25 protein-coding genes are annotated in these 26,112 nt (G+C 64.0%); 13 read left to right on the top strand and 12 right to left on the bottom strand.

What is annotated here, in order from left to right; all coding sequences use genetic code 11:
* Positions 1-50: 50 nt before the first annotated feature.
* The 8 genes from CHB90_RS01450 to CHB90_RS01415 all read right to left on the bottom strand — a co-directional run bounded on the left by CHB90_RS01450 (position 51) and on the right by CHB90_RS01415 (position 6,074).
* Complete coding sequence (locus tag CHB90_RS01450) at positions 51-641, bottom strand: class I SAM-dependent DNA methyltransferase (RefSeq protein WP_089276076.1); 591 nt, start codon at positions 639-641, stop codon at positions 51-53.
* The gene (locus CHB90_RS01445) at positions 638-1,600 is read right to left on the bottom strand and encodes a nuclear transport factor 2 family protein (RefSeq protein WP_089276075.1); all 963 of its coding nucleotides are present in this window, start codon (positions 1,598-1,600) and stop codon (positions 638-640) included. The genes CHB90_RS01450 and CHB90_RS01445 overlap by 4 nt, the downstream gene beginning before the upstream one ends.
* 134 nt (positions 1,601-1,734) lie before the next feature.
* Positions 1,735-2,346 (bottom strand): hypothetical protein, encoded by a 612-nt coding sequence (locus CHB90_RS01440; protein WP_089276074.1) that lies wholly within the window; start codon positions 2,344-2,346, stop codon positions 1,735-1,737.
* 14 nt (positions 2,347-2,360) lie between these two features.
* On the bottom strand, positions 2,361-3,350 hold the full coding sequence (locus tag CHB90_RS01435) for a hypothetical protein (protein WP_089276073.1): 990 nt from the start codon (positions 3,348-3,350) through the stop codon (positions 2,361-2,363).
* Complete coding sequence (locus CHB90_RS01430) at positions 3,343-3,771, bottom strand: VOC family protein (RefSeq protein ID WP_089276072.1); 429 nt, start codon at positions 3,769-3,771, stop codon at positions 3,343-3,345. Before CHB90_RS01430 ends, CHB90_RS01435 begins: the two co-directional genes overlap by 8 nt.
* Position 3,772: 1 nt before the next feature.
* Positions 3,773-4,753 carry an alpha/beta hydrolase gene (locus CHB90_RS01425; protein ID WP_089276071.1) on the bottom strand — a complete coding sequence of 327 codons (981 nt, stop codon included), beginning with the start codon at positions 4,751-4,753 and terminating at the stop codon, positions 3,773-3,775.
* A complete protein-coding gene (locus tag CHB90_RS01420; RefSeq protein WP_212591553.1) occupies positions 4,750-5,337 on the bottom strand; it encodes a histidine phosphatase family protein in 588 nt (195 codons plus the stop codon). The genes CHB90_RS01425 and CHB90_RS01420 overlap by 4 nt, the downstream gene beginning before the upstream one ends.
* Positions 5,334-6,074 (bottom strand): alpha/beta hydrolase, encoded by a 741-nt coding sequence (locus tag CHB90_RS01415; protein ID WP_089276070.1) that lies wholly within the window; start codon positions 6,072-6,074, stop codon positions 5,334-5,336. The genes CHB90_RS01420 and CHB90_RS01415 overlap by 4 nt, the downstream gene beginning before the upstream one ends.
* A 405-nt stretch (positions 6,075-6,479) precedes the next feature.
* Between CHB90_RS01415 and CHB90_RS01410 the strand changes: the two genes are divergently transcribed.
* Together CHB90_RS01410 and CHB90_RS01405 are read left to right on the top strand one after the other, a co-directional pair.
* Complete coding sequence (locus CHB90_RS01410; RefSeq protein WP_089276069.1) at positions 6,480-7,235, top strand: SDR family NAD(P)-dependent oxidoreductase; 756 nt, start codon at positions 6,480-6,482, stop codon at positions 7,233-7,235.
* A gap of 88 nt (positions 7,236-7,323) precedes the next feature.
* Entirely contained in the window at positions 7,324-7,908 is a 585-nt protein-coding gene (locus CHB90_RS01405; RefSeq protein WP_089276068.1) for a hypothetical protein, read from the top strand.
* Between the two features lie 33 nt (positions 7,909-7,941).
* Here CHB90_RS01405 and cysK read toward each other — a convergent pair whose 3' ends face one another.
* The 3 genes from cysK to CHB90_RS01390 form a co-directional block, all read right to left on the bottom strand.
* Positions 7,942-9,018 carry a cysteine synthase A gene (cysK, locus tag CHB90_RS01400; RefSeq protein WP_089276067.1) on the bottom strand — a complete coding sequence of 359 codons (1,077 nt, stop codon included), beginning with the start codon at positions 9,016-9,018 and terminating at the stop codon, positions 7,942-7,944.
* Between the two features lie 157 nt (positions 9,019-9,175).
* Positions 9,176-10,123, bottom strand: coding sequence for a 2-hydroxyacid dehydrogenase (locus CHB90_RS01395; RefSeq protein WP_089276066.1), 948 nt, complete (start codon positions 10,121-10,123; stop codon positions 9,176-9,178).
* Between the two features lie 14 nt (positions 10,124-10,137).
* On the bottom strand, positions 10,138-11,307 hold the full coding sequence (locus tag CHB90_RS01390; protein WP_089276065.1) for a pyridoxal phosphate-dependent aminotransferase: 1,170 nt from the start codon (positions 11,305-11,307) through the stop codon (positions 10,138-10,140).
* Positions 11,308-11,489: 182 nt separating this feature from the next.
* Here CHB90_RS01390 and CHB90_RS01385 point away from each other — a divergent pair, with 182 nt between their 5' ends.
* The 7 genes from CHB90_RS01385 (at position 11,490) to CHB90_RS01355 (ending at position 18,632) form a co-directional block, all read left to right on the top strand.
* Positions 11,490-12,293, top strand: a complete 804-nt coding sequence (locus tag CHB90_RS01385; protein WP_245823115.1) for a crotonase/enoyl-CoA hydratase family protein — start codon at positions 11,490-11,492, stop codon at positions 12,291-12,293.
* 28 nt (positions 12,294-12,321) lie between these two features.
* Complete coding sequence (locus CHB90_RS01380) at positions 12,322-13,197, top strand: amidohydrolase family protein (protein ID WP_089276177.1); 876 nt, start codon at positions 12,322-12,324, stop codon at positions 13,195-13,197.
* Positions 13,198-13,360: 163 nt separating this feature from the next.
* Complete coding sequence (locus tag CHB90_RS01375) at positions 13,361-14,653, top strand: flavin-dependent oxidoreductase (RefSeq protein WP_089276064.1); 1,293 nt, start codon at positions 13,361-13,363, stop codon at positions 14,651-14,653.
* Positions 14,654-14,914: 261 nt separating this feature from the next.
* Positions 14,915-15,826: a sugar ABC transporter substrate-binding protein gene (locus tag CHB90_RS01370; RefSeq protein WP_089276063.1), complete on the top strand. Its 912-nt coding sequence runs from the start codon at positions 14,915-14,917 to the stop codon at positions 15,824-15,826.
* Between the two features lie 87 nt (positions 15,827-15,913).
* The gene (locus CHB90_RS01365; protein WP_089276062.1) at positions 15,914-17,026 is read left to right on the top strand and encodes an ABC transporter permease; all 1,113 of its coding nucleotides are present in this window, start codon (positions 15,914-15,916) and stop codon (positions 17,024-17,026) included.
* Position 17,027: 1 nt separating this feature from the next.
* Positions 17,028-17,798, top strand: coding sequence for an ATP-binding cassette domain-containing protein (locus tag CHB90_RS01360; protein ID WP_089276061.1), 771 nt, complete (start codon positions 17,028-17,030; stop codon positions 17,796-17,798).
* Positions 17,799-17,936: 138 nt separating this feature from the next.
* A complete protein-coding gene (locus tag CHB90_RS01355) occupies positions 17,937-18,632 on the top strand; it encodes a DUF4336 domain-containing protein (RefSeq protein ID WP_089276060.1) in 696 nt (231 codons plus the stop codon).
* A 441-nt stretch (positions 18,633-19,073) separates the two neighbouring features.
* On the opposite strand, the gene CHB90_RS01350 is transcribed toward CHB90_RS01355, so the two are convergent.
* Entirely contained in the window at positions 19,074-20,396 is a 1,323-nt protein-coding gene (locus CHB90_RS01350; protein ID WP_089276059.1) for an aspartate aminotransferase family protein, read from the bottom strand.
* Positions 20,397-20,781: 385 nt separating this feature from the next.
* Between CHB90_RS01350 and CHB90_RS01345 the strand changes: the two genes are divergently transcribed.
* The 4 genes from CHB90_RS01345 to CHB90_RS01330 all read left to right on the top strand — a co-directional run bounded on the left by CHB90_RS01345 (position 20,782) and on the right by CHB90_RS01330 (position 25,944).
* A complete protein-coding gene (locus tag CHB90_RS01345) occupies positions 20,782-21,645 on the top strand; it encodes a MurR/RpiR family transcriptional regulator (RefSeq protein WP_089276058.1) in 864 nt (287 codons plus the stop codon).
* 33 nt (positions 21,646-21,678) lie between these two features.
* Positions 21,679-22,644, top strand: a complete 966-nt coding sequence (locus CHB90_RS01340; RefSeq protein WP_089276057.1) for a TAXI family TRAP transporter solute-binding subunit — start codon at positions 21,679-21,681, stop codon at positions 22,642-22,644.
* Positions 22,645-22,878: 234 nt separating this feature from the next.
* Positions 22,879-25,503, top strand: coding sequence for a TRAP transporter permease (locus CHB90_RS01335; protein ID WP_089276056.1), 2,625 nt, complete (start codon positions 22,879-22,881; stop codon positions 25,501-25,503).
* Between the two features lie 21 nt (positions 25,504-25,524).
* Positions 25,525-25,944: a universal stress protein gene (locus CHB90_RS01330; protein ID WP_089276055.1), complete on the top strand. Its 420-nt coding sequence runs from the start codon at positions 25,525-25,527 to the stop codon at positions 25,942-25,944.
* Positions 25,945-26,112: the final 168 nt, after the last annotated feature.

The raw sequence follows: 26,112 nt of genomic DNA, 5'->3' as shown, positions 1-26,112 counted from the left end.
GGCGCCCACGAATGGATGTACCGCAGGGTTATCCACAGAATCGCGGCCGTTCAGACCGCCCGTCTGGCCAGCAACAACGTGTGGCCACGGGCCTCTGGATCTTCGGGTACAAACGCCTCAACCGGGGCACCGGCGGCTGACAGGATCTCTGCGTACTCGTCAGGCGAGAGCGAGGCGTGGTAGACACGCTCACCCGCGACAGTGCCCCAGACCTCTCCCGCGCCCGGACCAACCGTCAACAACAGACGCCCGCCCGGAGCCAGATACTCCGCAATTGTCGGCAAGGCGGCGCGCTGCGCATCCTGCGTCAGGTGAAAGAAACTGCCCCAGCCGATGATCGCGTCAAACTGCCGGTCCAGCGCCAGCGCCCGCATGTCCGCCTCGATCACCCGTGCTTGCGGCAGCCTCCGGGCATAGAGCGCCAGCATGGCGGGCGCATAGTCCACTCCGGTGACATCATAGCCCGCGTCGGACAGAAACACACCAATCGGGGCACCCGCGCCACAGCCAAGGTCTAGCACCGCCCCGCCGCTGGGCACATCCGCCAGCACGCGGTCCAGCCAGGGGCGTTCGAACAGTGAGATGTTCCGCTCAGCGGCGTAGGTCTCCGCCTGCCGCTGATAGACGTCGCGGTTGCTCATCCGGTCTGCGCCACGATCTGCGTCCAGACCGCCGCCTCGTCATACAGGGTCCATTCGCGGCGCAGCCCTCGGGGGCCGAACTCTGCATGGCTGATGCCCATGACATACAGATCCGCGCCAGAGGGCCGCCCAAACGCGCCCCAGCCCTCGTGGCGGCCCTTCAGGGACCAGCGCAACGCGGCGCGTGCGGGCATCAACGGCTCTTCCATGCCGATGCGGTGGTGGACCTCGAACCGGGCCGAGGGCATCGCAGCCCTCAGGCCCAGCCAGAACCGGTCCGCTGCTGCGACGCCATGTGCCTCGACCCCGCCGGGATAGAACAAGTGGCAAGCGCGGTCGTACTGGTCGGGGATCACCGACAGGTCGCCATCCATCACCCGCATCAGCAGGGCGGCAAACCCTTCGCCCCACTGATCGGTGTTGCCCAGCCCGGTATACGGCCCGGTCACATCCACCCGTGGCGTAAAAGGCTGGGTCTCGGGGTCCAGATCGGGCAGGTGCGCGCGCGCCCAGCCCTCTGCGGTCTGTCCCAGTTGGCGCAACACCGCGCCGGTGTCCGTCACCCGCCAGACATCGCTGATCTGGTCACGCTTGGCATAGCTGTCGACAATCTCACGGTACAGCAGCGTCCGCCCCGTGGCGGGCCCCAGCGCGCCATCCCCGGTGTGCGTCGCCTGCGTCAGGATACGCTGAGAGCCCAGCATGCCGACCCGCGCATGACCGGACCAGATCACATCCTCACCCAGCAACCGCCGGTCCGGCAGCGTGACCAGCGTCGCCATCGCGTCCTCTGCCAGGGCGCGGGCACCGAACTGGATGCCCTCGGCCCCGCGCAGGATGACCTCTGGGTGATAGTGCATCTGCGCGCGTGCCGTCAGCCCGCGCCCCTCCCAGATGTCACTGGTTGCCGCCAGCAGGAAATCGGGAAAATCGCGGGCATCGGGATCGAAACCATCCATTACAGAGCGTCCCTGTCAGGGGTCGGGACGGGGGCCGGGGTGTTGCAGTCTCTCCGGGTCAACGTACTGGAACCTCACTCTGTGGTTGTGTCCGGCGCAAGCTAGCCCTCCGCTTTGCGGGTGTCCAGCACCGCTCAAACCGGCAAGGCGATCCCGCGAAAGGGCGGAAAATCCGCATAGCGCGCGGCGCGTTGTTCAGACGTCTCGCCCGGGGCAGCCCCCACTTTCAACAGCGTGCCTTTCGGCGCGATAAAACTGTCGATCCGCCGAAGCGGCACGGGCCGCCACGCGAGGTTGAAGGCGCAGAGTTTGGGAAAGAACCAGATCTCGGAATAGTCCAGATGGTCATGCAGCCACCACGCCAGATCGCGCCAGTCGCGCCCCTGCGCATAGCGGTCCGCAAACCACGGGATCACAACAGAGGCCCCGGCGACAGGCCGGTCCGGCAGATCCCATATGTGGCATTCCAGCGGATAATCGTTGCTCGCGCAGTTCAGCTTATGCGCATTGCCAAAGGCATTCAGCCGCGCCGACCGATACCCCGACCGCACAAAGACCCGGCCAAAGGTTTCCTCCAGCGGGTCCAGCAGCGCGGTGGCAAAGGCGCGCCCGCGTTCCTGTGCCAGATCAGGATCATCCGGTATATTGCTGATTTCGTGAAAATTTCCGATCTCGGAAGACAGGAACTCGCGCATCCAGAAATGCCGCGACAGGCGCATCCGCCCCAGCGTCTCCAACGACCACATGGACTGCGGGCGTTTCATGCGGCGTCGACCAACCCGGCTGTCACGGCTTTGGCCAAGTGATCGTGAAACAAAGGCAGCAGCGACGCGCCGCTGTCCCACCCAAGTTCAACCCGCCAGCGCGCCTCGACAAGATTCCGCAGTTCGTCCGCCGCACGGTCGGGCCAGTCCCTTTCGACCTGGTCGTACATCTCTGCCCGGGTCGGGAATTGCAGGTTTTTTGCGCCCACGGATTCCGGAAAGGACGTCTTGCGGTCTTCGATCCGCGCCATCCATTCGTCCACGCGTCTTGCGATCTGGTCCGGGGTCGGTGCGCGCCCGACCTTGTCCACGGCCAATGCCACGTCGTCGGGCAATCCGTCTCTGGCCTGCCCAACGATGATTGCCAACTCATCAACGGGGACCGCACTTATCCCGCTACGCCACAAGCTGCTTTGCGCGGCTGCAGACCATTCCCGATTTTCGATCCATCGCATCCTCTTGAAAGGACGGGAAAAATCGGGATGGATCAGCAACGGCCCCGTCGACAAGGGAATCTCGATCCGTGCGTCGTCGCGGTCCATCCGCGCCAACATGTGCCGCTGGGACTCCAGCCACATATCGGCCAAACCTGCATCCAGATAACTCGGCACGGTTTTGTCCCGCACCGCCAGTTCAAGCGACTTGCGCATCGCGTCGCGGCCCCCAACGACCCGAACCTGAAAGCCTTGTTCGCGACGCGCGCGCATCTGCGGTGTTGATATGTCGCCAAGCTGCTGCCCGATGGCCAGAAATGCGACACAGGCATCGCCGATCCACACCCCGGTCGGGTCAATGGGGGTCACCACGTCATCCGGCGCAACCTTCAGCTTGCATCCCCAGACCCGCCACTCTGCAACACCCATCGCCTCCAGCGCCATGCAGGCAAACTGCAAGGCCGAGGAGAACTTGTGATGCATCCGCCCTGCATCGTCCGGAGGCACCAACCGAAGCGCCTGTTCCGCCAATGCCCGGTGCAAATCACTCATAGCCACCCCAACGGAACGCGCCGTCCGGTCCCAGTGTCGAGAACGGGTTATAGGCCACCTCCCACACATGGCCCTCGGGATCGGAGAAATAGCCGATGTGGCCGCCCCAGAACACGTCATGCGCGGGTTTCAGGATGGTCGCGCCAGCGGCCTCGGCGGCGGTCAGCACCTCTGCCACCTCTTCGCGGGTCTGCGTGTTGCAGGCCAGCGTGGCCGCCCCGGTGCCCAGATCCTCGGCCGCGCAGCCCATGTCGCGCGCCAGATCCTCCAGCGGGTACAGACCCAGCGCCTGCCCCACGAGGTCAAAGACCACAATCCCCTCCGGTGTCTCGACCCGCCGCCAGCCCAGCGCCTCGTAGAACGCCTGCGCCCGCGCCATATCACGGCATCCCAGTGTGATCAGGCTTACTCTCTGGTCCATGTTAACCTCCCTTGGGTGACAAACGTCGTGCCCAGTCCAGCATCACCTCGGCCAGCGGCGCGGACATGTCCGGCGACAGCACCGCACCGGCCACCAGATGCCGCGACGGATCATCCTGCGGCCCCAACGTCACCTCGTGCACCTCTGCCACTGCCCCCCACCGCGCCGCGACCTTGCGGCTGACCCTGTGGTCGACGATCTGATCGCCCGGATCGAAGACAAACAGTGCCGGCGTGGTCACATTCTCATGCCGCCGCCGGGTCGCCGCGCGCACAGCAGCCCCCATCGGCAGCACCGACAGGCTGGGATAGCGCGTGGTCCACAGGCGCGCATGCGCCGCACTGCGCGGCTCAAACCCGATTTCGCGCCCGGCCAACAGCGGCAGCCACCAGCGCGCGCCGGGCCATGTGATCAGCGCCGCCTTGGGATCGGCCACCCTGAAGTTGGGAGAGACCATCACGACGCCCGCAACCTCCGCCGCCATCTTTTCGTGCAGCGCCAACGTCACCAGCGTGGCCCCGGTCGAGGTGCCCATGACCACCACCCGCCGCCCCACGCGCCGCCCGATGGCCAACGCCTCTGCGACATCCTCCATCCAGCCCTCAACCGTGGCCTCTGCCATGGCCGGTCCATCGCGCCCGTGGCCCTTGAGCCGGGTAAAGACAAGGTTCGCCCCCAACCCCTGCGCCACAAGATCGGGCACGGGCCGGATCTCATCCGGGGCGGCGGAAAACCCGTGGATGTAGACCACGGCCCACTCTGTCTGTTCCTCGGACGCGTCCGCCCAAAGCACGCGTTTCTCCGCGCCCGCGCGAATGCCCGGCACCCGCGCCTCGGACGCCGCCAGCCACGCATCGACGCCACCGTCCAACTGATCCGCGTCAAAGCGCACATCCGTCTTGACCGGCTCACGCGGCGCAAACGCGGCAAAGGTGCCACCGGCAACGGCCAGCGCACCCATTCCCCACAGCAAGACGCTCATGCCTGCTCCTCTTGGTAATCCTCGATCCGGGTCCAGTCCCGCAGCAACCGCCAATCCGGCAGCACCAAGACCATCAGTTGGCCACCACCGCCGGCCGGCTGGTCATGGGATCGGTCGATCCCCACGTCCAGCAAATGCGCCCGCAACAGCGCCCCGATCCCGCCATGCGCCACCACCGCAATGTCACCCGATGGGGCCTCCGCCACCACGCGGCGCAGCGTCATGACCACCCGCGCCTGCGCGTCGATGGCCCGCTCCCAGCCGCGCTGGCTGTCACGCGGGTTGGCAAAAAAGGCATCGGCCAGGACCTCGAACTCTGCGGGTGGCAGATACCCGGTCGCGGAGCGATCATTCTCATGCAATGACGCCACCCGCCGGGCCACCAGCCCCTGCGCCTCGGCCAGAATGTCCGCACCGTCCATCGCCTTGCGTTCCTGACTGGAAAAGACGCTGCCCAGCGACGGGCAGGCACGCGCAAAGGCCCGGTGCCGCGCGGTGCCGCGCGCCGACAACCGCCAGTCCGGCACCGGCACAACCGGGTCCATGATCACGTCCGCATGGGTGAGGAAAAAAAGCCGCCTCACCCCAGCACCTCGGTCAGTGCCGCCTCGATCTGCGCAAGGCACTCTGGCGTCGAAAACCGGTGATCTGCCCCCTTGACCAGGGACAGGCGCACATCCGACCCATCAATGTGATCCAGCAACCGCAAAGCCGTCTCACGCGTGACCGCCTCATCCTCGGTGCCCTGCAACAATCGGACCGGCCAGCCCATCACCAATGGACTGCGCAGAACCAACTGCGCGCGCCCGTCCTCGATCAGCTTGCGGGTTAGGACATAAGGATCTTCATAAGCCGATGGCCGCAGCAACTGGCCTTCTTCCATGACCTGCCGCCGTTCTGCCTCTGTGAACCCCGCCCAGAACCCGTCTTCGGTGAAATCCGGCGCGGCGGCGATACCGACAAACCCCGCGATCTGCGGCAGCCGTCGGGCCAGGATCGCGGCGATCCAACCGCCCATGGAGGACCCGACCAGCACCACCGGACCCGGCGCGGCATGTGCAATCACCGCCTCGGCGTCCGCCACCCAGTCGCCGATACAGCCCTCTTCGAACACGCCGTCCGACTGCCCGTGCCCGGCATAATCCAACCGCAGAAAGGCACGACCCTGTGAATTGGCCCAGGCCTCCAGATGGACCGCCTTGGTGCCGCCCATGTCGGACCGATACCCGGACAGGAACACCACACAAGGCCCCGCACCGTCAGTCTTGGCATAGGCCAGCCGCATTCCGCGCGGCCCTTGAACATAGGCAATCCCTGCCATGACATCCCCCCTTTATGTTGCCCGGACCATAGCGCCATCCCGGCAGGGACGAAAACGTCTTTCCGGCGTCTCCTTTGTCCCAATCCCCCTTGGACAATAAGGCAGACACCTGACAGCTGTGGGGTCGCGTCGGATCCGGTCCGGGAAACAAGGCCCGCCCCAAGGCCCGGGTCGCAGGCATAACACCTCACGCCCTCTTGCAATCCCCCGCTGAATCATCGGACCCTGCATGGCCCGCCCCTTCCCCGATCGGCGATGTCAGTCCGACATCCCCGGAAAGGGAACCAATCCGCCGAGCCCCCGCGCGGCGGCCAATAGTCCACAAGGCGCGTCTTTCCGTCGTCATGGATCGACCTGCGTGTAAACCGGGCCAGCGCGCCCTTCCCGTCCCAACAGGAGCACAATATGCCCGATTTCGCGATCTATCCCAGCCTCAAGGGCAAGACAGTCTTCATCACCGGCGGCGCCTCTGGCATCGGCGAGCAAATGGTGCGCGCCTTTGCAGCCCAGGGCGCGCGCACCGGTTTCGTGGATTTCAACCGCGAGGCCGGAGAGGCACTTGCCGCCGACACCGACGGCGAGGTGGCCTTTGAATACTGCGACCTGCGCGACATCGACAATCTGCAATCCGCCTTTGCCGCGTTAGCGGAAAAACTTGGCCCCGCGACCGTTCTGGTCAACAACGCCGCCCGCGACGACCGGCACAACTGGCAGGACGTCACCCCCGACTACTGGGACGAACGCATGGCGACCAATATCCGCCACATGTTCTTTGCCATCCAGACGGTGGCACCGGGCATGATCGCGGCGGGCGGCGGGTCGATCATCAACATGGGGTCCAACAGCTGGTGGGAGGCGGGCGGCGGCATGCCCGCCTACACCACCGCCAAATCCGCCGTGCACGGGCTGACCCGCACCATGGCCCGCGATCTGGGCGACCACAGCATCCGCGTCAACGCGGTTGTGCCGGGCTGGATCATGACAGAGCGGCAAAAGGATCTCTGGGTCACGCCCGAGGCAATCGACAAACACCGCCAGCGCCAGTGCCTGCCCGACCTGATCGAACCGGTCTACCTGGCCCGCATGGTACTGTTCCTCGCCTCTGATGACAGCGCCATGTGCACCGCCAGCAACTTCATGGTCGAGGCCGGTTCCATCTGATTGCCAAGCGGTTGACGAGGATCAAGGCGGCGAGCGGGCGTCTGGGATCAATTGCCGACATCAGAGTCACCGCAACGGAGCACGGAAAATGACCCCCTCGACCGCCGAGACCCCCGAAGACCACGTCACTGTCATCAAGGTCCCTGAGGCCGTCGGCGTCTTTGACAGTTTCGATGCCCTGCAAAAGGCCTTCTACGATCTGCGCATGGTGGGGTTCAGCCGCTATGACATCAGTCTTCTGGGGGCCGAGGAAACGCTGAAGGAAAAGTTGGGCAAAGGCTATTGGACCGCGGCCGAGCTGGAGGACGATCCCCACGCCCCGCGCGCGGCCTTTGTGTCGGAAGAGGCCATGGGCGAGTTCGAAGGCGCCGTTGCGGGCGGGTTCTTTTTCCTCGGGTCCTACATCGCGATGGCGGCGTTGCTGACCCCGGCCAGCACTGTGGCGGCCTCGATTGCGGCCATCGCCATCGGTGGTACTCCCTCGGCGGTGATCGGCGGACTGCTGGCGCGGCGCGCGGAACAACATCACCGTGACTACTATGCCAAGCAGGTCGAACACGGCGGCATCCTGCTGTGGGTCCGCGTTGCAGACGAGGAAAAACAAAGGCTGGCCGTGGAAATCCTCAAGGGCCATTCGGGACGCGACGTACACGCTCACGACTGGAGCCTGTGACGTATCGGGGCGGCCTTGTGCCGCCCCGAAAACTTACTCTGCCGCCATCTGGGCAGTGGGAGTCGATTGCGAAATCGCCATCTCTTCCTCGGTCATGCCCTCGGCCACGCCGTCGAACAACGGAGTCGACAGATACCGTTCCCCGGTGTCGGGCAGCATCGCCAGCAGCACCGATCCCTCCGGAGCACGCTGCGCCACCTCCATTGCAACGGCAAGGCTGGCCCCGCCAGAAATGCCGGTAAAGATCCCTTCTTCGGCCGCCAGCCGCCGTGACCAGGCAATACTGTCAGGGCCACCGACAGGCAAAAGTTCATCGTAGTACCCGTTGTCGATGCTTTCCTGCAGCACATGGGGGATAAAATCCGGCGTCCAGCCCTGGATCGGATGCGGCTTGAAGTTCGGATGACCCTCAGTCGGCTGGTGCTCCGCGTTGCGGGTGTTCACATAGTCCGATCCGACAATCTGCGCATCGCTGGGCTCACTGAGGATGATCCTGGTGTCCGGACGCAGCTTGCGCAGCACCCGCGCCACGCCCGTGACCGTGCCGCCGGTGCCGTAGCCGGTCACAAAGTAATCCAGCCTTTCGCCCTCGAAATCGGCCAGAATTTCGCGCGCTGTGGTGTTTTCGTGAATATCGGCATTGGCGGCGGTTTCAAACTGGCTGGCCAGAAACCAGCCGTTTGTCTCGGCCAGTTCCTTGGCCTTGGAATACATGCCAAAGCCTTTCAGCTCCTTGGGCGTCAGCACCACCTTGGCCCCCAGAAAGCGCATCAGGCACCGCCGCTCGACAGAGAAACTCTCGGCCATGATCACCACCAGCGGATATCCCTTGGCGGCGCAGACCATCGCCAGCCCGATGCCGGTGTTGCCGGACGTTGCCTCGACCACCGTCTGACCGGGCTTCAGGCTGCCGTCGCGTTCCGCCGCCTCGATGATACTGACCGCCAGCCGGTCCTTGACCGATCCGGCGGGATTGAACGCCTCGAACTTGACGTAGACCGTCACATGTTCGGGCGCGATCCGATTGAGGCGGATCGCGGGCGTGTCGCCGATAGTGTCTAGCACGCTGTCGTAGCGCCGACCGCGCCCCTGTGTCGTCCGTTGGGTCATTGTGGTCTCCTCGCTGCTGCGCCGCGCGCAGGGCTGCGCACCGGACGTCCAGTTCAGCGACAGCCTACCACAAAAGCGATTGTGCGGTCTGATGAGATTGAAAAAGACCAGACCGCCAGCGGCAGGCGGGTGGTCAACCCGCCTCTACAATCTCTGGTCAGTTGACCTGCGTCAGCAGTTCCCGCCCCTCAAGAAAGGCCGCCACATTGGCCAGTTGCAGTTCCGCCATGGCGGTGCGCGTCTCGACCGTGCCCGACCCCTGATGCGGTTGCAGAACCACGTTCCCCAGCTTGAGAAAGCGTGGATCGACGTTCGGTTCATTCTCGAAGACGTCCAGCGCCGCCCCCGCGATGGCCCCCGTTTCCAGCGCATCCAAAAGCGCGCCCTCATCAATGGTCGACCCGCGCGAGATATTGACCACCACGCCGCGCGGCCCCAGCGCGGCAATCGCCTCACGGCTGACATGGCCCTTGGTGTCCTCCCCGCCGACCAGCGCGACGACTAGAAAATCCACCGCCTGCGCAAGGGACACCACATCGCCGTGATAGGTCCATCCCGGCGTCTCTTTTTCTGAGCGCGAGGTATAGTGAATCTCACATTTGAACGCCGCCAGCCGGTCGGCGATCTCACGCCCGATGCGGCCAAGACCGACAATGCCCACTGTCGAGCCTGAAACCTTGCGGTTCAGGGGGATTTCCCCCTCTGTCGCCCAGCGGCCAGAGGCGACATGCGCATGGCCCCGGATCATCGTCCGCGCCTGCGCGATCATCAGCGCCACGGCCAGATCGGCCACGTCATCGGACAACACGTCCGGCGTGTTTGTCACAGCAATGCCGCGCGCGCTGGCGGCGTTGACGTCAATGGCGTCGTACCCCACGCCGTAGTTGGCGATCAGACCCAATTGCGGGAACAGGTCCATCGCCTCGGCCCCAAGGGCCGTGTGCCCCTTGAAGGCCACCGCGCGGATGCTGGCGCGCAGGCCCGCGTCCAGCGCCGCCATATCCGCAGGCCCGTCCACATAGACGGCCGGGAAGGCGGTGCTCAGCCGGTCACGATCAACGTCAGTAAAGCTTTTGCCGCAGATCAGCAGATGCGTATCGCTCATGGGTTGGCCTTTCGTCACAGAAGTTTGCGGATGCGCGACAGCGCCTCCAGAATGTTGTCGGTCGAATTGGCGTAGGAAAACCGCAGATAGCCCTCGCCCCATGCGCCAAAGGAGGTGCCGGCAACCGTCGCCACACCCGCCTCATCCAGAAAGCGCGTTTCGGCCTGTTTCGACGTCATGCCGGTGCCCTCGATATTCGGGAACGCGTAAAACGCCCCCGCCGCATCGGCACAGCGCACACCCGGCAGCGCGTTGAGTTCACGCACGATCACCTGACGACGTTCGTCAAAGGCGGCAACCATGTCGCGCACCGCGTCCTGCGGGCCCTCCAGCGCCGCGATCCCGGCGTATTGCGTCGCCGCGTTGACGCAGGAGTGGTCATTGATGCACAGCCGCGTGGCGTGATCCACCAACGCGTCCGGCCAGACCGCATAGCCCAGCCGCCAGCCGGTCATGGCATAGGTCTTGGACCAGCCGTCCAGCATGATCAGCCGATCACGGATTTCCGGGTAGTTCAGGAGTGAGGTGTGTTCGCGCCCGCCATACAGCATGTTGGAATAGATCTCATCCGACATCAGCGCGACCTGGGGGTGATCCGCCAGCCCGGCGACCAGCTTGTCGATCTCGGCCTTCGGGGTCACGCCGCCGGTGGGGTTGGCGGGCGAGTTGATGATGATCAGCCGCGTCCGGTCGGTGATCTGGCCCAGCACCTCTTCGGCGTTGAAGGCGAACTCGTTTTCCTCTTTCAGCGCAATCGGCACCGGGGTCGCGCCCGAATACTTGATGACGGATTCGTAGATCGGAAAGCCGGGGTTGGGATACATGATTTCTGCCCCCGGTTCCCCGAACATCAGCACGGCAAAGAACATGGTCGGCTTGCCGCCGGGAACCACCACCACGTTGTCGGGGTTCACCTCGGCGCCATGCCTGCGGTGCAGGTCGGCGGCCACTGCTTGCCGCAGCGCGGGAATGCCATTGGCGGGCGTATAGCCATGATGTCCGTCGCGCAGCGCCTTTATCCCGGCCTCGACGATGTGGGCGGGCGTGGCGAAATCTGGCTGGCCAATGCCCAAGTTGATAATGTCCCGGCCTTCAGCCGCCAGCTTTCCGGCGCGCGCCAGAACGACAAAGGCGGATTCAGTGCCCAGCCGCGACAGTCCAGCGGCGAGTTTCAGTTCGGTCATGGTCCCTCCCCGGCCCGCTCGGGCCCCGTTTGCGATTTTGGTATACCAGAATGCAGGCAAGGAAAAGCGACAAAGCCCCCGCAACGCACCCCGCCCCGAGATTGACTCGCTCCTCAAATATTGTTTACTTGGAAACCAAATTTCCGGCGCATCCGGCGACCGACCAGCAGGAGCATCCCGCGATGACAGCGCAACCGCAGACCATGGGCGATGGCCTGATCACCTATACGCTTGACGGTGACGTGGCCCTCATCGGCCTCAACCGCCCGGACAAACGCAACGCCCTTTCGGATCGTTTTGTGATCGCCCTCGGTCAGGCCGTCGCCCGCGCCACGGCAGAGGCGCGCGCCGCCGTCCTGCATGGGCATGGCAAACACTTCTGCGCCGGGCTGGACCTTGCCGAACACTCGGAAAAACCGTTGTTCGAAGCGGTCAAAGGCTCGCGCCTCTGGCACCGCACCTTTGAGACCATCGAGATGGGAGAGATCCCATTTGTCTGCGCCATCACCGGGGCGGCGGTGGGTGGCGGGTTTGAACTGGCCGCCAGCAGCCATATCCGCGTCGCAGAGGACAGCGCCTTTTTCGCCCTGCCCGAAGGCACGCGCGGCATCTTTGTCGGCGGCGGCGGATCGGTCCGCATCGCACGGCTGATCGGGCCCGCGCGGATGGGGGACATGATGCTGACAGGCCGGTCAGTGTCTGCCACCGATATGGAACGCTGGGGCGGCGTGTCCTATGTCGTTCCCAAGGGCACCGCGCTGGAGCGCGCCACGGAAATCGCCCACCGCATGGCCCAAAACGCCCAATTCACCAATTACGCCATCCTCAACGCCCTGCCCCGCATCGCCGACATGTCCGCCGACAGCGGGTTGTTCACAGAGGCGATGGTGGCCTCGTTGGCCACCATGACGCCCGAGGCCAAACAACGCCTGAAGGACTTTCTGGAAAAACGCGTCGACAAGGTCCAGGCACCCGACGCGCACTGAGGGCATAGCCCCGGGAGGAGACACCATGCTGAATGCCGACGACCTGATCGCGATTGATTTCCACACCCACGCCGAGGAACCCTGCTGCGGTCCACGCGACGACGGCTATGACGATTTTCAGGCGGGGATGGCGAAATACTTCAAAAATCCCGCTGGCGCGTCCGGCATGTTGCCATCCGTCCAGCAAACCGCCGAATATTTCCGCGAACGCAAAATCGGCGCGGTGATCTTTCCGGTCGACGCCGAACGCGAAACCGGGTTCCGCCGCTACTCGAACGAGGAAGTGGCAGGGATCGCCGCCGAAAACGACGACATCCTGATCCCCTTCGCCAGCATTGACCCGGCCAAAGGCAAGGCCGGCGCCCGAGAGGCCCGCCGCCTGATCCGCGACTTCGGCGTCAAGGGGTTCAAGTTCCACCCCACCATGCAGGGCTTCTACCCCAATGAACGCTGGGCCTACCCCCTGTATGAGGCCATCGCCGAAGAAGGCGCCATCATGCTGTTCCACACCGGCCAGACCGGCGTCGGATCGGGCATGCACGGCGGCATGGGCATGCGGCTGAAATACTCCAACCCGGTGCATGTGGACGACGTTGCCGTCGATTTCCCCGACACCCCCATCGTGCTGGCCCACCCCTCGTTCCCCTGGACCGAAGAGGGACTGATGGTCGCCCAGCACAAACCCAACGTCTACATCGACATGTCCGGCTGGTCGCCGAAATACTTCCCGCCCCTCTTCGTGCAATACGCCAACACCATCCTGCGCAAGAAGATGCTGTTCGGCTCCGACTGGCCCGCCATCACCCCCGACCGCTGGCTCAAGGACTTCGAGGCGCTCGACATCCGCGAAGAGGTCCGCCCCCTGATCCTCAAGGACAACGCCCGCCGCCTGCTCAAGATCTGACGCACCGCCCCAACTGCGCCGCCCCCTTATTTCTTCTGTCCAAAAATATCCCGGGGGGCTCCAAAGGAGCGGGGGCAGCGCCCCCTCCTGCCCCCACCACACGTGCCCAAGACCGACACCCGGCAGACCGCACCCCACAGCCCCAACTTCAAAAGGCCCTCCCATGCCCCCACCCCACATCCTCATCGCCGGTGGCGGCATCGGCGGTCTGGTAACCGCGCTGACGCTGCACCAGATCGGCCTGTCCTGCACCATCCTCGAATCCGTTCGTGACCCCAAACCGCTGGGCGTCGGCATCAACCTGCAACCCAACGCGGTGCGCGAACTGTTCGACCTGGGCATCGGCGCGGACCTGCTCGACGCGGTTGGCCTGCCCGCCCGCGAATGGGCGCTGGTCGGCTTGAACGGGGCCGAAATCCACGCCGAACCGCGCGGGCTGGAGGCGGGCTATCACTGGCCGCAATACGCCGTGCACCGGGGCCGCTTTCACATGATGCTCTACCAGACAGTGCTGGACCGGCTTGGGCCGGACGCCATCCGCACCGGCTGTCGGGTCACCGGCCATGACCAGACCGCCGACGGCGTGACCGTTCACCTCCAGACCGCCAGTGGCCCGACAACCGAAACCGCCGCCCTGCTGATCGGGGCCGAGGGCATCCATTCGCCCACCCGCGCGCAGATGTATCCTGACCAGCCGCCCATCCACTGGGGTGGCGCGCTGATGTGGCGTGGCACCACGCGCGCCAAACCCATCCGCACCGGGTCCAGCTTTGTCGGGCTTGGCACGTCGCGCCATCGCATGGTGATCTACCCGATCTCGCGCCCCGATGCCGACGGTCTGGCCGAGATCAACTGGATCGCCGAACGCACGCTGGACGCGGGCGAGGACTGGTCGCAGGCCGGGTGGTTCAACGAGGTGCCGATCGACAGCTTTGCGCATCACTTCGACCCGTTCCGCTATGACTGGCTGGACGTGCCCGCGCTGATCCGGGGCGCGGCCCGCGCGTTCGAGAACCCGATGATCGACCGTGACCCGATCCCGACATGGGTGCAGAGCCGCGTCGCCCTTCTGGGCGATGCGGCGCACGCGATGTATCCCACCGGATCGAACGGGGCCAGTCAGGCGGTTGTCGATGCCCGCACGCTGGGGGCCTGTCTTGTGGCGCATGGTGTCGGACAGGCCGCGCTAAAGGCTTATGACGACAGGCTGTGCGGGCCAGTTTCCAAACTGGTGCTGCGCAACCGCGGCGCTGGCCCCTTTGGCCTGCTCGATATCGTCGATGACCGCTGCGGCGGTCATTTCGACGATATCGACGCCGTGCTGCCCCCCGCCGAACGCGCCGCCTTTCTGGCCGACTACAAATCCGCCGCAGGTTTTGCCGTCGAGGCACTGAACGCCGCCCCACCAACGCTCGGGAAGGGCGCAAGGACAATCGACTGGCAAACAGAATTTTGATGGCTTTCCATCACACCTCCTGAAACTCTCCCTCATGAATGACGGAAACCTGTCCACCCCATAGACCCTTTCTCGACGGACGCAGAGCGCCCGGTTAGCGGTAACACGCCAGCACCGGAACGGGAGGAGGCGGCAGACAAACTCTGCTGACAAGTCCCAGGTGCATTGCTAGGCTTGCCCCCGGAACACGGTCCGGGACAGGGCCGATCCGTCAAGATAAGCCTGGGAACCCGGGCATTCTGTCCAATGGAGGAGACATCAATGAAAAGAATTCTGCTGGCCACTGCGGCCCTCGCAGTCATGGCATCCGCCGCCGCCGCCGAGCGTTACGTCCTGATCACCCATACCCAGGGCACCGATCCGTTCTGGCCGGTGGTCGAAAAAGGCGCAAAGGACGCGGCCGCTGCCATCGGCGCGGATCTTGAGTACAATTTTGACCCCTCTGGCGACATGTCCGGCATGGCCAAGCTGATCGAAGCGGCCGCCGCAACCGAGCCCGATGGCATCATCGTGTCGCTGCCCGACGCCGACGCGCTCGGCGGCGCAATCCGTGACGCGGTCGATTCCGGCATCCCGGTCATCACCATCAATTCCGGGCTTGAGTTCTCCAAGGATGTCGGCGCCCTGATGCATGTGGGCCAGCCGGAATACGACGCGGGCAAGGCGGCGGGTGAGCGCGCCAAGGCCGAAGGCGTGACCAACGGTCTGTGCCTCAACCAGGAGGCCTACAACACCGCACTTGTTGATCGCTGCACTGGCTATTTCGACGCCTTCGGTGCCGAACTGAACCAGATCGACGTGTCGAATGACGTCACCCAGATCAAGACCCGCACTGCCGCCGCCCTTCAGGCGGACGAGTCCATTGACGGCCTTCTGGCTGCCGGTCCCCACGTCTGCGAAGCGGCCTGGGCCGCCATCGAAGAAGTGGGTGCCGACATTCATCTTGCCTGCTTTGACCTGTCACCGGGCGTGATGGATCTGATCGAGGCGGGCCATGTGTCCTACACCATCGACCAGCAACAGCGCCTTCAGGGCTATATGCCGGTCATCGTCCTGCACCTCTACAACACCAATGCAGGGATGCTGCCGGGCTCGAATGTGCCCTCCGGTCCCGGTTTTGTCGACGCCACCAACGCGGGTGACGTCAAGTCTCAGGCGGGCGTGAACCGCTGATCGCGGCCACCCACCGGACCATTTTGGGGGACAGACGGCAACGGCTGTCCCCTTTTTTGATACATCCAAACAGTATTGGGGGGTCTCATGTCTGACCGCAGTGAAGCGGACCGACTGGCTCAGGAATCCGCTCTGGCGCGCCTTGTGCGCCGCCCGGAGGCCGGTGCCTTTATCGTCATGATCGTCGTCGTGACGATGATCACCTTCGCCTCGGACTTCAAGGCGTTCAACGCGCTGGGTCTGAAAAACAATCTGGCCATCATCGCCCAATTCGGCATCATCGCCACCGGCGCGGCGCTGCTGATGATCGGCGGCGAATTTGACCTCTCCATCGGCTCGATGATCGGCTTTGCGGGCATGTCCATGGCCATGATGCTGAAATGGGGCCTGCCCTTTGGGCTGGGTGAGGCGACGCCGTTTCTTGCCTTTGCCATCACGCTGGCCATGACCCTCTCGCTGGGTTGGCTGATCGGCACCATCGTGGTGCGCTCTGGCCTGTCCAGCTTTATCGTCAGCCTTGCCTTCCTGTTCTTCCTGCGCGGCACCACAGAGGTGTCGTTTCGCCTGATCAACCAGTCGACGCAGATCTCCGGCCTGCCCGACTTCAAGGAACAAAGCTGGGTCGCCTGGGCCTTTGGCGGCGAGATGTTCGGCTGGGTCTATGACGCGTGGTTTGCGCTGGGTGGCAATATCAACCGCCGGGGCGAACAATGGGTCGACGGGTTCGACGCGCGCGTATTGTGGTGGCTGATCATCGCGGGCGTGGCCTATTTCGTGTTGTCCCGCACCCAATTGGGCAACTGGATCTACGCCACCGGCGACAACAAGGACAGCGCCCGCGCCAATGGCGTGCCGGTGAACCGGGTCAAGACTAGCCTGTTCATGTTCACCGCTTTTTGCGCGACCATCTTTGCCGCCTGCCAGGTGTTCGACACCAACACCGCCGATGCGGCCAAGGGCAACCTGATGGAGCTGAACGCCATCGCGATCGCCGTTGTGGGCGGCACGCTGATGACCGGCGGCTTTGGCTCTGTGATCGGGGTGGCCTTTGGGGCGGTGACCTTTGGCCTTGTGGCCAACGCGGTGTTCTACATCCCGTGGCTCGACGGGTCGTTCTACCGCGTCTTTGTGGGGGTTGTCCTGCTGGCCGCCGTCTTTGCCAACGAACGCATCCGCAAACGCATCACAGGGGGTATCTGAGATGACAGACCCATATCTGCGCGTCGAAAACGTGGTCAAGAAATTCGGCCCCTTCATCGCGCTCAACGGCGTCAACCTCGAGGTTTATCCGGGGGAGGTTCACGCCCTTCTGGGCGACAACGGAGCCGGGAAATCGACCTTGATCAAGACACTGGCCGGCGTCCACCGCCCCACCTCGGGGCAGTTGTACATCGAGGGCAAGCCGGTGGATTTCCGCAATCCCCGCGATGCTTCGGACGCCGGGATCGGCACCGTCTATCAGGATCTTGCCGTCAACCAGTTGATGAGCGTCACGCGCAACTTCTTCATGGGGCGGGAACTCAAGGGGCCGCTGGGCACGCTGAAAATGGACGTGATGGACAAGATCGCCCATGACGAGATGCTCAAGATCGGCATCGACTTTTCCGACCCGACGCAGGCGGTGGGCACCATGTCCGGTGGTCAGCGCCAGACCCTGGCCATCGCGCGGGCCATCTATTTCGGCGCCAAGGTGCTGATCCTGGATGAACCGACCTCGGCGCTGGGACAAAAGCAGCAGATGGAGGTGCTCAAGACCGTCAAACGCGTGCGCAAGCGCGGCGACATCGCCATCATCTTCATCACCCACAACGAGATCCACTCACAGCTGGTGGCGGACCGCTACACCTTCCTCGCCCTGGGACAGGTGATCGGCGCGGGCAAGGCGGGGGAGCTCAGCCACGATGAAATCCGCCGCCTGATGGCCGGCGGGGCCGAGATGAAGGATCTCGAAGGCGAGTTGGCAGCAATCTGACCCCCCTGCCCGCGATCTCACAGACCCGCCCCCGATCTTTGGGGCGGGTCTTGTCACCGGCACCCCGGGCAGTTGATTTGATGTCGACAGCCGCCTAGGCTGAACCAGCTACTTTCCCAACAGCTTGGCCTGATCTGCATGACGTCGCTCATCCCGCTTGGACATGACCTCTGGACCGTCGTCGGTGCCCCCGTCCGCGGCGCGGGCGGCTTTGATTTCCCGACCCGCATGTGCCTTGCGCGCCTGACCGACGGCAGCCTCTGGGTGCATTCCCCGATCGCGCTCGACGCGCACCTCAAGGCCGAAATCTCCCGCCTTGGCCCGGTCCGGCACCTTGTCGCGCCCAACGATCTGCACCACAGGTTCCTCTCTGTCTGGGCCGCGACCTATCCTGAGGCCATTGTTCATGCCGCCCCCGGCGTGGCGCAGAAAAGCCCCGGCGTCGTGGTCAATGACGTCCTGGGATTAGAGCCGCCCGCGATCTGGGCGGATCTGTTTGCGCAAGTGATCTTTGACGGCAACATGATCACCACAGAGGTGGTGTTTTTCCATCACCCCAGTGGGACGCTGATTTTCACCGACCTGCTGCAACAAATGCCGTCGGGATGGTACAAGGGCTGGCGCGCCACGGTGGCCCGCGCCGACCTGATGACCGGCGATTACCCCTCGGTGCCGCGCAAGTTCCGCATCGCCTTTCGTAACCGCCGCGCCATGCGCGCCGCAATCACCCAGGTGCGCCGCCTTCCGGTGCAACAGATTGTCATGGCGCATGGCCCAGTTGTCGAACTCAACGCCGCAAAGGTGCTGGACCATGCCTTCGCCTGGGCACGTTGACAGAGGCACCGCACGGTGCTCACACACTTCGTCAAGGATCAACAGGCATACCCACCCCCGGTACCACTGAAAACCGGATCATGACCCCGCTCGGGGGCCCTTTGATCTGCGCAGACCACGGGGGCGACGCCCCTTCGGGCCGGGTTTGACACCCCGGATCGACGATCCGTTCGGCGGCCGCCGTTTTCAGACTTTCCAAACACACCAGCCTCCCCGCCCGGTTCCGCACCGCTGGTGGGCAAAAGCGCTGCGCCCAAGCTTCTTCTGGCCAAAAATATCCCGGGGGAGTCGACCGCAGGGAGACGGGGGCAGCGCCCCCTTCCTCTCCTCAACAGGAGACGAGAGCATGCTGAAAGTATACCTCGGGCATGACGCGCGCCCATGCCTCTGGCCTGACGCCCGCCACGCCTCCGGCGAGACGTTCCCCTGCCCCGCCCGCCTTCACAGACCGACCGCCACAAAGGCGCGGGCCAGCTTGTCCACCAGTTCCTGCGCCTGATCCTCGGTCAGGATAAACGGCGGTGCCAGCAGCACATGCGCGCCGTCCTTGCCGTCGATGGTGCCGCCGCCGGGGTAACAGATCAAACCCTCGGCAAAGGCCGCGGCCTTGATCTGGGCGTGGATCTTGCGGCCCGCGTCAATCGGCGCCTTGGTATCGCGGTCCTGCACCAGCTCCAGCCCAAGGAACAACCCGCGCCCGCGAATATCGCCGATATGTGGGTGCTGACCAAAACGGTCCTCCAGCAACCCGCGCACCACTGCGCCCATGGGGGCGACCCGCCCTACCAGATCGTCGTTGACCAGCCGGTCCAGAACTGCACCCGCCGCCGCACAGGCCACCGGATGGCCGACATAGGTGTGGCCGTGCTGGAAAAACCCGCTGCCCTGCGCGATCACCTCATGCATCGCCTCGGTGCACAGCATCGCGCCAATCGGCTGATAGCCCGCGCCCAACCCTTTGGCGACACACAGGATATCCGGCGCAACCCCGTCCTGTTCGCAGGCAAACAGCGTGCCGGTCCGACCCATGCCGCACATCACCTCGTCGAGGATCATCAGGATGCCGTGGCGGTCACAGATCTCGCGGATACGGCGGAAATAGCCCACCACCGGCGGCACCGCACCCAGCGTTGCGCCGACCACCGGCTCCGCCACAAAGGCCATGATTTTTTCCGGCCCGACGCGGGTGATCTCCGCTTCGATCTCGGCAATCAGCCGGTCGCAATAGTCAGCCTCGCTCTCACCCTCGTCCTGCCCGCGATAGGCATAGCAGGGCGAAACGTGGCTGACCTCCATCAACAGCGGCGCAAACGGCGCGCGTCGCCAGGCGTTGCCGCCGGTGGCCAGCGCGCCCAGCGTGTTGCCGTGATAGCTCTGCCGCCGCGCGATGATGCGGGCGCGGCCGGTGTCGCCGCGTTCCAGATGGTACTGGCGGGCCAGTTTCAGCGCCGCCTCCATCGCCTCGGACCCGCCAGAGACCAGATAGGCGCGGTTCAGCGCGCCGGGTGCCAGATCGGTCAGCCGCGCCGCCAGCGTCTCTGCGGGTTCAGAGGTGAAAAACCCGGTGTGGGCAAAAGCGACCTCGCCCAACTGTCGCTGAATGGCTTGCGTCACATGGGCGTCGCCGTGGCCCAGACAGGACACCGCCGCGCCGCCCGACCCGTCCAGATAGGCCTTGCCGGTGGTGTCGTACAGATACGCGCCCTCGCCCCGGGCGACCGTGGGCGGAACATGGGTGCTGCTGCGGTGAAAGACATGGGTCATGCGGGTGAATACCTTGCCGATTTTGGGGCCTGTTGAGTGGAGGTGCGCGCCGCCAGCGCTGCCCGGAGCCGGGCGATCCTATCCGCTGTACTGCCGTGTTGCGCCACCTTGACCCAAACGGCCCCGGCGCGGGCCTCTGGGGTAATCTCATCGACTGTCAGGGGCAACAATGCATGGTCGAACTTGTCCCGACGCGCCCGGTTCGGAGCAACCATGAGACAGGGCCACAAAGGCATGGATAGCGGGGGGAACCCCATGGCGGTGCTGCTTTTCTCGACGCTGCGCTGACCTTGCGGCAACGGCAACTGAAACACATGTTTCCCAAGTTGACAAGAAATAAAACATATGAAACACCTTGAAACACTTGAATTTCCTTGGGGGGACAATGTCGGTTGAGCGTCTGGAGTCACGCATTGCCCGCCGCTATGGTGGGCTCAGCCACAAGCTGCGAGAGGCGGCCGACTACGTCATCGCCCACCCGGTCGAGGTGGCGACACGGTCCTTGCGGTCAATCTCGTCCGCAAGCAGCGTCTCGCCCGCGACGTTTTCCCGCCTCGCCCGCGCGCTGGAGTTCGACAGCTACGAATCCCTGCGCGAGATGTCGCGACAGGTGGTCGGCTCGCAGATCGTGACCTTTGCCGAGAAAGCCGCCCAATTGCGCGCGCCCGGCGATGGAGAGGCCGCCATGCTCGACCGGCAGATTGGCGCTTGTATGGGCAATCTCGCGGCCCTGACGCAGGAAATCGACCGCCCCCAGCTGCAATTGGCTGTGGACCGGCTGTCCCAGGCGCGCCGGGTGATGGTGTTCGGTGCGTTTGCCTCCCACGGAGTGGCCGAACATCTTGCCTATCTGACCAACTACATTCAGGCCGACTGGACGGTGGTATCGCGCGCCGGCACCCCGCTGGCCGCCAGTCTGGAAACCCTGACCCCGCAGGACGTCCTGCTGGTGATCACAAAAACCCCCTACGCGCGCCGTGCCGTCCTGGCGACCCGCATGGCGCGCGAACAGGGCGCAACGACACTTGTTCTGACCGACAGCCACGCCTGCCCGGCGTTGATGCATGCCGATATCGGCTTTCGCGTGCCGTCGGACAGCCCGCAGTTCTTTTCATCTTATGTGGCGACTCTGGCGTTTTTGGAAACTTTGGTTGCGATGCTCGTCGCACAATCCCAAGATAACGTCAGCGAAAAGATTCGCCTGGTAGAGGAAAGAAACGAACGCTTGGGAGAATTCTGGGCGGACTAGACCCTCGATCAATAAACCAACAGGAGAGTTAGTATGTATATCAAAGGAAAACTTGCGGCCATGGCGGCGGTTGGTGTGGCACTCACCGCACCGATGGCCTCGGCTCAGGAATTCATCTCGATCGGCACCGGTGGCGTGACCGGCGTCTATTACCCCACCGGCGGCGCGATCTGCCGTCTGGTGAACAAGTCGCGCAAGGAACATGGCATCCGCTGCGCCGTGGAATCCACCGGCGGCTCCGTCTACAACATCAACACGATCAAGGCGGGTGAGCTGGAATTCGGTGTGGCCCAGTCCGACTGGCAGTACCACGCGTACAACGGCACCTCGACCTTCTCGGACAACCCGTTCCCGGAAATCCGCGCGGTGTTCTCTGTCCACCCCGAGCCGTTCACCCTGATCGTGCGCGCCGACAGCGGCATCGAAAACTTTGAAGGCCTCGAAGGCAAGCGCGTGAACATCGGCAACGCCGGTTCCGGCCAGCGCGCCACGATGGAAGTGGTCATGGAGGCCTTCGGCTTTACCATGGACAGCTTTGCCCTGGCGACCGAGTACAAAGGCTCGGAGATGGCCAAGCAACTGTGCGACGGCAACATCGACGCGATGATCTACACCATCGGTCACCCCGCCGCCGCCATCAAGGAGGCCGCAACCACCTGTGACGTCAAACTGATCGACGTCGTGGGTGAGCCGATCGACAAGCTGGTCGGCGACAACCCCTACTACCGCGTCGCGACCATCCCCGCAGGCATGTACACCGGCACTGATGTCGACGTGACCACCTTTGGTGTGGGCGCGACCTTTGTCACATCCGCGGACGTGCCCGAGGACGTGGTCTATGTGGTCGACAAGGCCGTGATGGAGAACATCGAGGACTTCCGCCAGTTGCACCCGGCCTTTGAAAACCTCGACCCGGCACAGATGGTCAAGGACGGCCTGTCGGCCCCGCTGCATGACGGCGCGGCCAAGGCCTACAAGGAACTGGGCCTGATCGACTAAGGACAGCCAGACGTGCGGCGGCGGGACATCCCGCCGCCGCATTTCCTTTGGGCTGTCAAATTTCTTCGCAGATATTTGGAGACGCAGAACCTGCGTCTTTTGGCGCCCGGCGGCACCGTTCTGACCGATTTTCAGGCAGAGCGTTTGGTCGACCGCACGTCAACAAATGTCTTCGAAGACATTTGAGAGGCTTTGGCACAGCCTTGCCCAAGAAAAACAAAACAGGGGGACACCATGGCCGAGACAAAGGCACAGGACCGCAGCGCCGACGACATGGTCGCAGAGGCCGATACCGGCGCGCGCAATCCGTCGGCCGCATGGCAGGCAAAACTGATCATCGGCACCTGTATCGTCTGGTCACTTTTCCAGCTTTACATCGCCTCCAAGGTGCCCAGCATCCTGGCCACCTCGACCGGCATCAGTTTCTTTGCCAACGTCGTGGCGCAATCGCGCTATGTCCACCTTGCCTTTGCGATCATGCTGGCGACGCTGGCCTTTCCGCTGACCAAATCCGCCCCGCGTGACCGCATCCCGGCCTATGATTGGGCGCTGCTGGTGCTGGGCGTCTCGGCCTGTCTGTACCTTGTCGTCTTCCGCTTTCAGATCGCCGACCGTCCCGGCCTGTGGAGCACGTCTGACGTCGCCATGTCCGCCATCGGCATGTCGGTCCTGATGGTCTCGGTCTATCGTTCGCTGGGTCTGCCGCTGGTGGTCATCGCCTCCTGTTTCATCCTGTTTGCCTTCTTCGGCGGATATTCCGAATGGGCGCGCAACATCACCAACTACGGTGGTGCCTCGCTGACCAAGGCGCTGGGGCATTACTGGATGCAGACCGAAGGGGTCTTTGGCGTCGCCCTTGGCGTCTCTGCCGACATGATCTTTTTGTTCGTGCTGTTCGGCGCGCTGCTGGACCGCGCGGGTGGCGGCAACTGGTTCATCAAGGTCGCCATCGCCCTGCTGGGCGCACTGCGCGGCGGACCGGCCAAGGCCTCGGTCCTGTCGTCCATGCTGACCGGCATGATCTCTGGCTCCTCCATTGCCAACACCGTGACCACCGGCACGTTCACCATTCCGCTGATGAAACGCATCGGCTTTCCGGCGGAAAAGGCCGGCGCGGTTGAGGTGGCGTCGTCCACCAACGGCCAGCTGACCCCGCCCGTCATGGGGGCCGCGGCCTTCCTGATGGTGGAATATGTCAACATTCCCTACATTGACGTGGTCAAACACGCCTTTCTGCCGGCGGTGATTTCCTACATCGCGCTGCTGTATATCGTGCACCTTGAATCGCTGAAAATGGGCCTCAAGGGTCTGGAAAAGCCGGGCCGCCGCATCGGCGTGCTGATGATCCTGATCCTGTTCCTGTCCGGCTTCATCTTCCTTGGCATCTGCGCCTTTCTGATGATCGGCCTGCGCGGCATCCTTGACCCGATCATGGGCGACTCGATCTATGCCGCCGTGGCGCTGATTGCGGTGCTCTATGTGGCACTGGTGTCGCTGTCCGCACGCTATCCCGACATCGAAGAGGACAAGGATACCGATGGCGCGCCCACCGCGCCGCGCCTGACCCCCACCCTGCTCGGCGGGCTGTACTTCTCGATTCCGATCTTCATTCTGGTGTGGAACCTGATGGTGCGCACCGAACACCTTGACCGCCTGTCGCCTGCGCTGTCGGCCTTCTGGGCCACCATCTTCATGATCATCATCGCTCTGACGCATCGCCCGCTCAAGGCGTTCTTTCGCGGCGAAGGTCACGCGGCAGAGCTGGTCGCGGGCTGGCGTGATTTCGTCAACGGGCTGATCCTTGGCGCGCGCAACATGATCGGCATCGGTGTCGCCACGGGTGCCGCCGGTATCATCGTCGGCACCATCTCCCTCACCGGCGCGCACCAGGTCATCGGCCAGGTGATCGAGGTGATCTCTGGCGGCAACCTGATGGTGCTGCTGTTCCTTGTGGCGGTGCTGTCGCTGATCCTTGGCATGGGCCTGCCCACAACCGCCAACTACATCGTTGTCAGTTCCTTGATGGCGCCGGTCATTGTCAGCGTCGGCGCGCAGTCCGGCCTGATCGTGCCGCTGATCGCAGTTCACATGTTTGTCTTCTACTTCGGCATTCTCGCGGATGACACGCCACCTGTGGGTCTCGCCGCCTATGCGGCGGCGGCGATCAGCCGGGGCGATCCGATCAAGACCGGTATCCAAGGCTTTGCCTATGACATCCGCACGGCGCTGCTGCCCTTCCTGTTCATCTTCAACACCGACCTGCTGCTGATCGACGTGGGGTTGTTCAAGGCGATCTTCGTCTTCTTCATATCGCTCACCGCGATGCTGCTCTTTGCGGCCGCGACGCAGGGGTATTTCATCGCCAAGTCGCGGATGTGGGAAACTGGCGTGCTGTTGCTGATCGCCTTCATGCTGTTCCGACCGGGCTATTTCCTTGATCAGGTGACAGAGAAATACGTCACCGCCGAAGGGCCCGCCGCCCTGACGCTGATCGAGGAAACCGAAGTTGGCAAAGACGTGCGGATCACGGTCGAGGGGCCGGACTTCGACACGGCCAAGGTACGCCCCGTCACAGTCCTGGTGCCAGCCGCTGGCACGTCGACCCTGTCGGATCAAAGCCTGTCGGTGTTCGAAGAAGACGGCAAGCTGCTGCTGGACGAACCCTTTGGCGGACCGGAGTTGATCCAGCCCTTGGGCGGGACAGAGTACGACTACTACGGCGACAGCCCGGTGATCATCACCCGGGTCGAGGTAGAGGCAGATCGCATCTGGAAGGAGATCTTCTTCATCCCGGCGCTGCTGCTGCTGGCCGGTATCGTGCTGATTCAGCGCCGCCGCGCTACCCAAGCCCCGTTCTGATCCAACGCAAGGAGAGACACCATGTACAACAAGATCCTTCTGGCAGTTGACCTGAACGACGAACCCGGCGCCGCAAAACTGGCCAAATACGGCACCGCCCTGGCACGGATGTGCCAGGCGGAGGTCCATGTGATCAGCGTGGTCCCCAACATGGGTTTTTCGCTGGTCGGCTCTGCGTTTAGTGGTGATTTTGCCGGGTCCGTGATGGAAGAGACGCGGGTGGCGCTGCACAAATGGGTCGATACGGTGCTGGGGATAGAGGCCCATCTGCACATCGAACAGGGCACCGTCTATGACAAGATCATCCGCACGGCGGATGCCATCGAGGCCGACGCGATCGTCGTCGGCGCACACCGACCGGAACTGCGCGATTATCTGGTTGGCCCCAATGCGGCCCGCGTGGTCCGCCATGCGAACCAATCGGTGCTGGTGGTGCGCTGACAGGCGCCCTACCCCTTCCGCCGCCCTGATCTTCCACCAAGTGGCTGTTCCCCGGAGCCGCCTCTCGCGTGATGCCGAAACAGAGCCGGGCCTGTTCCTAGGTGAGTTCCGAAGCTGAACCCGCAATCGTAGATGCCAAGCCGCCTTGTGGGACGTAATAGCCGGGGA

The organism is Antarctobacter heliothermus, from assembly GCF_900188425.1.
GTDB classification, from domain to species: domain Bacteria; phylum Pseudomonadota; class Alphaproteobacteria; order Rhodobacterales; family Rhodobacteraceae; genus Antarctobacter; species Antarctobacter heliothermus.
Note: the sequence above shows the minus strand (reverse complement) of the source record. Positions and strands in the feature narration are given on the sequence as shown.

What these genes read in the sequence shown, in the direction of transcription:
- CHB90_RS01450 (WP_089276076.1), bottom strand. Translation starts at nt 641, where the DNA reads ATGAGCAACCGCGACGTCTATCAGCGGCAGGCGGAGACCTACGCCGCT.
- CHB90_RS01445 (WP_089276075.1), bottom strand. Translation starts at nt 1,600, where the DNA reads ATGGATGGTTTCGATCCCGATGCCCGCGATTTTCCCGATTTCCTGCTG.
- CHB90_RS01440 (WP_089276074.1), bottom strand. Translation starts at nt 2,346, where the DNA reads ATGTGGTCGTTGGAGACGCTGGGGCGGATGCGCCTGTCGCGGCATTTC.
- CHB90_RS01435 (WP_089276073.1), bottom strand. Translation starts at nt 3,350, where the DNA reads ATGAGTGATTTGCACCGGGCATTGGCGGAACAGGCGCTTCGGTTGGTG.
- CHB90_RS01430 (WP_089276072.1), bottom strand. Translation starts at nt 3,771, where the DNA reads ATGGACCAGAGAGTAAGCCTGATCACACTGGGATGCCGTGATATGGCG.
- CHB90_RS01425 (WP_089276071.1), bottom strand. Translation starts at nt 4,753, where the DNA reads ATGAGCGTCTTGCTGTGGGGAATGGGTGCGCTGGCCGTTGCCGGTGGC.
- CHB90_RS01415 (WP_089276070.1), bottom strand. Translation starts at nt 6,074, where the DNA reads ATGGCAGGGATTGCCTATGTTCAAGGGCCGCGCGGAATGCGGCTGGCC.
- CHB90_RS01410 (WP_089276069.1), top strand. Translation starts at nt 6,480, where the DNA reads ATGCCCGATTTCGCGATCTATCCCAGCCTCAAGGGCAAGACAGTCTTC.
- CHB90_RS01405 (WP_089276068.1), top strand. Translation starts at nt 7,324, where the DNA reads ATGACCCCCTCGACCGCCGAGACCCCCGAAGACCACGTCACTGTCATC.
- cysK (WP_089276067.1), bottom strand. Translation starts at nt 9,018, where the DNA reads ATGACCCAACGGACGACACAGGGGCGCGGTCGGCGCTACGACAGCGTG.
- CHB90_RS01395 (WP_089276066.1), bottom strand. Translation starts at nt 10,123, where the DNA reads ATGAGCGATACGCATCTGCTGATCTGCGGCAAAAGCTTTACTGACGTT.
- CHB90_RS01390 (WP_089276065.1), bottom strand. Translation starts at nt 11,307, where the DNA reads ATGACCGAACTGAAACTCGCCGCTGGACTGTCGCGGCTGGGCACTGAA.
- CHB90_RS01385 (WP_245823115.1), top strand. Translation starts at nt 11,490, where the DNA reads ATGACAGCGCAACCGCAGACCATGGGCGATGGCCTGATCACCTATACG.
- CHB90_RS01375 (WP_089276064.1), top strand. Translation starts at nt 13,361, where the DNA reads ATGCCCCCACCCCACATCCTCATCGCCGGTGGCGGCATCGGCGGTCTG.
- CHB90_RS01370 (WP_089276063.1), top strand. Translation starts at nt 14,915, where the DNA reads ATGAAAAGAATTCTGCTGGCCACTGCGGCCCTCGCAGTCATGGCATCC.
- CHB90_RS01365 (WP_089276062.1), top strand. Translation starts at nt 15,914, where the DNA reads ATGTCTGACCGCAGTGAAGCGGACCGACTGGCTCAGGAATCCGCTCTG.
- CHB90_RS01360 (WP_089276061.1), top strand. Translation starts at nt 17,028, where the DNA reads ATGACAGACCCATATCTGCGCGTCGAAAACGTGGTCAAGAAATTCGGC.
- CHB90_RS01355 (WP_089276060.1), top strand. Translation starts at nt 17,937, where the DNA reads ATGACGTCGCTCATCCCGCTTGGACATGACCTCTGGACCGTCGTCGGT.
- CHB90_RS01350 (WP_089276059.1), bottom strand. Translation starts at nt 20,396, where the DNA reads ATGACCCATGTCTTTCACCGCAGCAGCACCCATGTTCCGCCCACGGTC.
- CHB90_RS01345 (WP_089276058.1), top strand. Translation starts at nt 20,782, where the DNA reads ATGTCGGTTGAGCGTCTGGAGTCACGCATTGCCCGCCGCTATGGTGGG.
- CHB90_RS01340 (WP_089276057.1), top strand. Translation starts at nt 21,679, where the DNA reads ATGTATATCAAAGGAAAACTTGCGGCCATGGCGGCGGTTGGTGTGGCA.
- CHB90_RS01335 (WP_089276056.1), top strand. Translation starts at nt 22,879, where the DNA reads ATGGCCGAGACAAAGGCACAGGACCGCAGCGCCGACGACATGGTCGCA.
- CHB90_RS01330 (WP_089276055.1), top strand. Translation starts at nt 25,525, where the DNA reads ATGTACAACAAGATCCTTCTGGCAGTTGACCTGAACGACGAACCCGGC.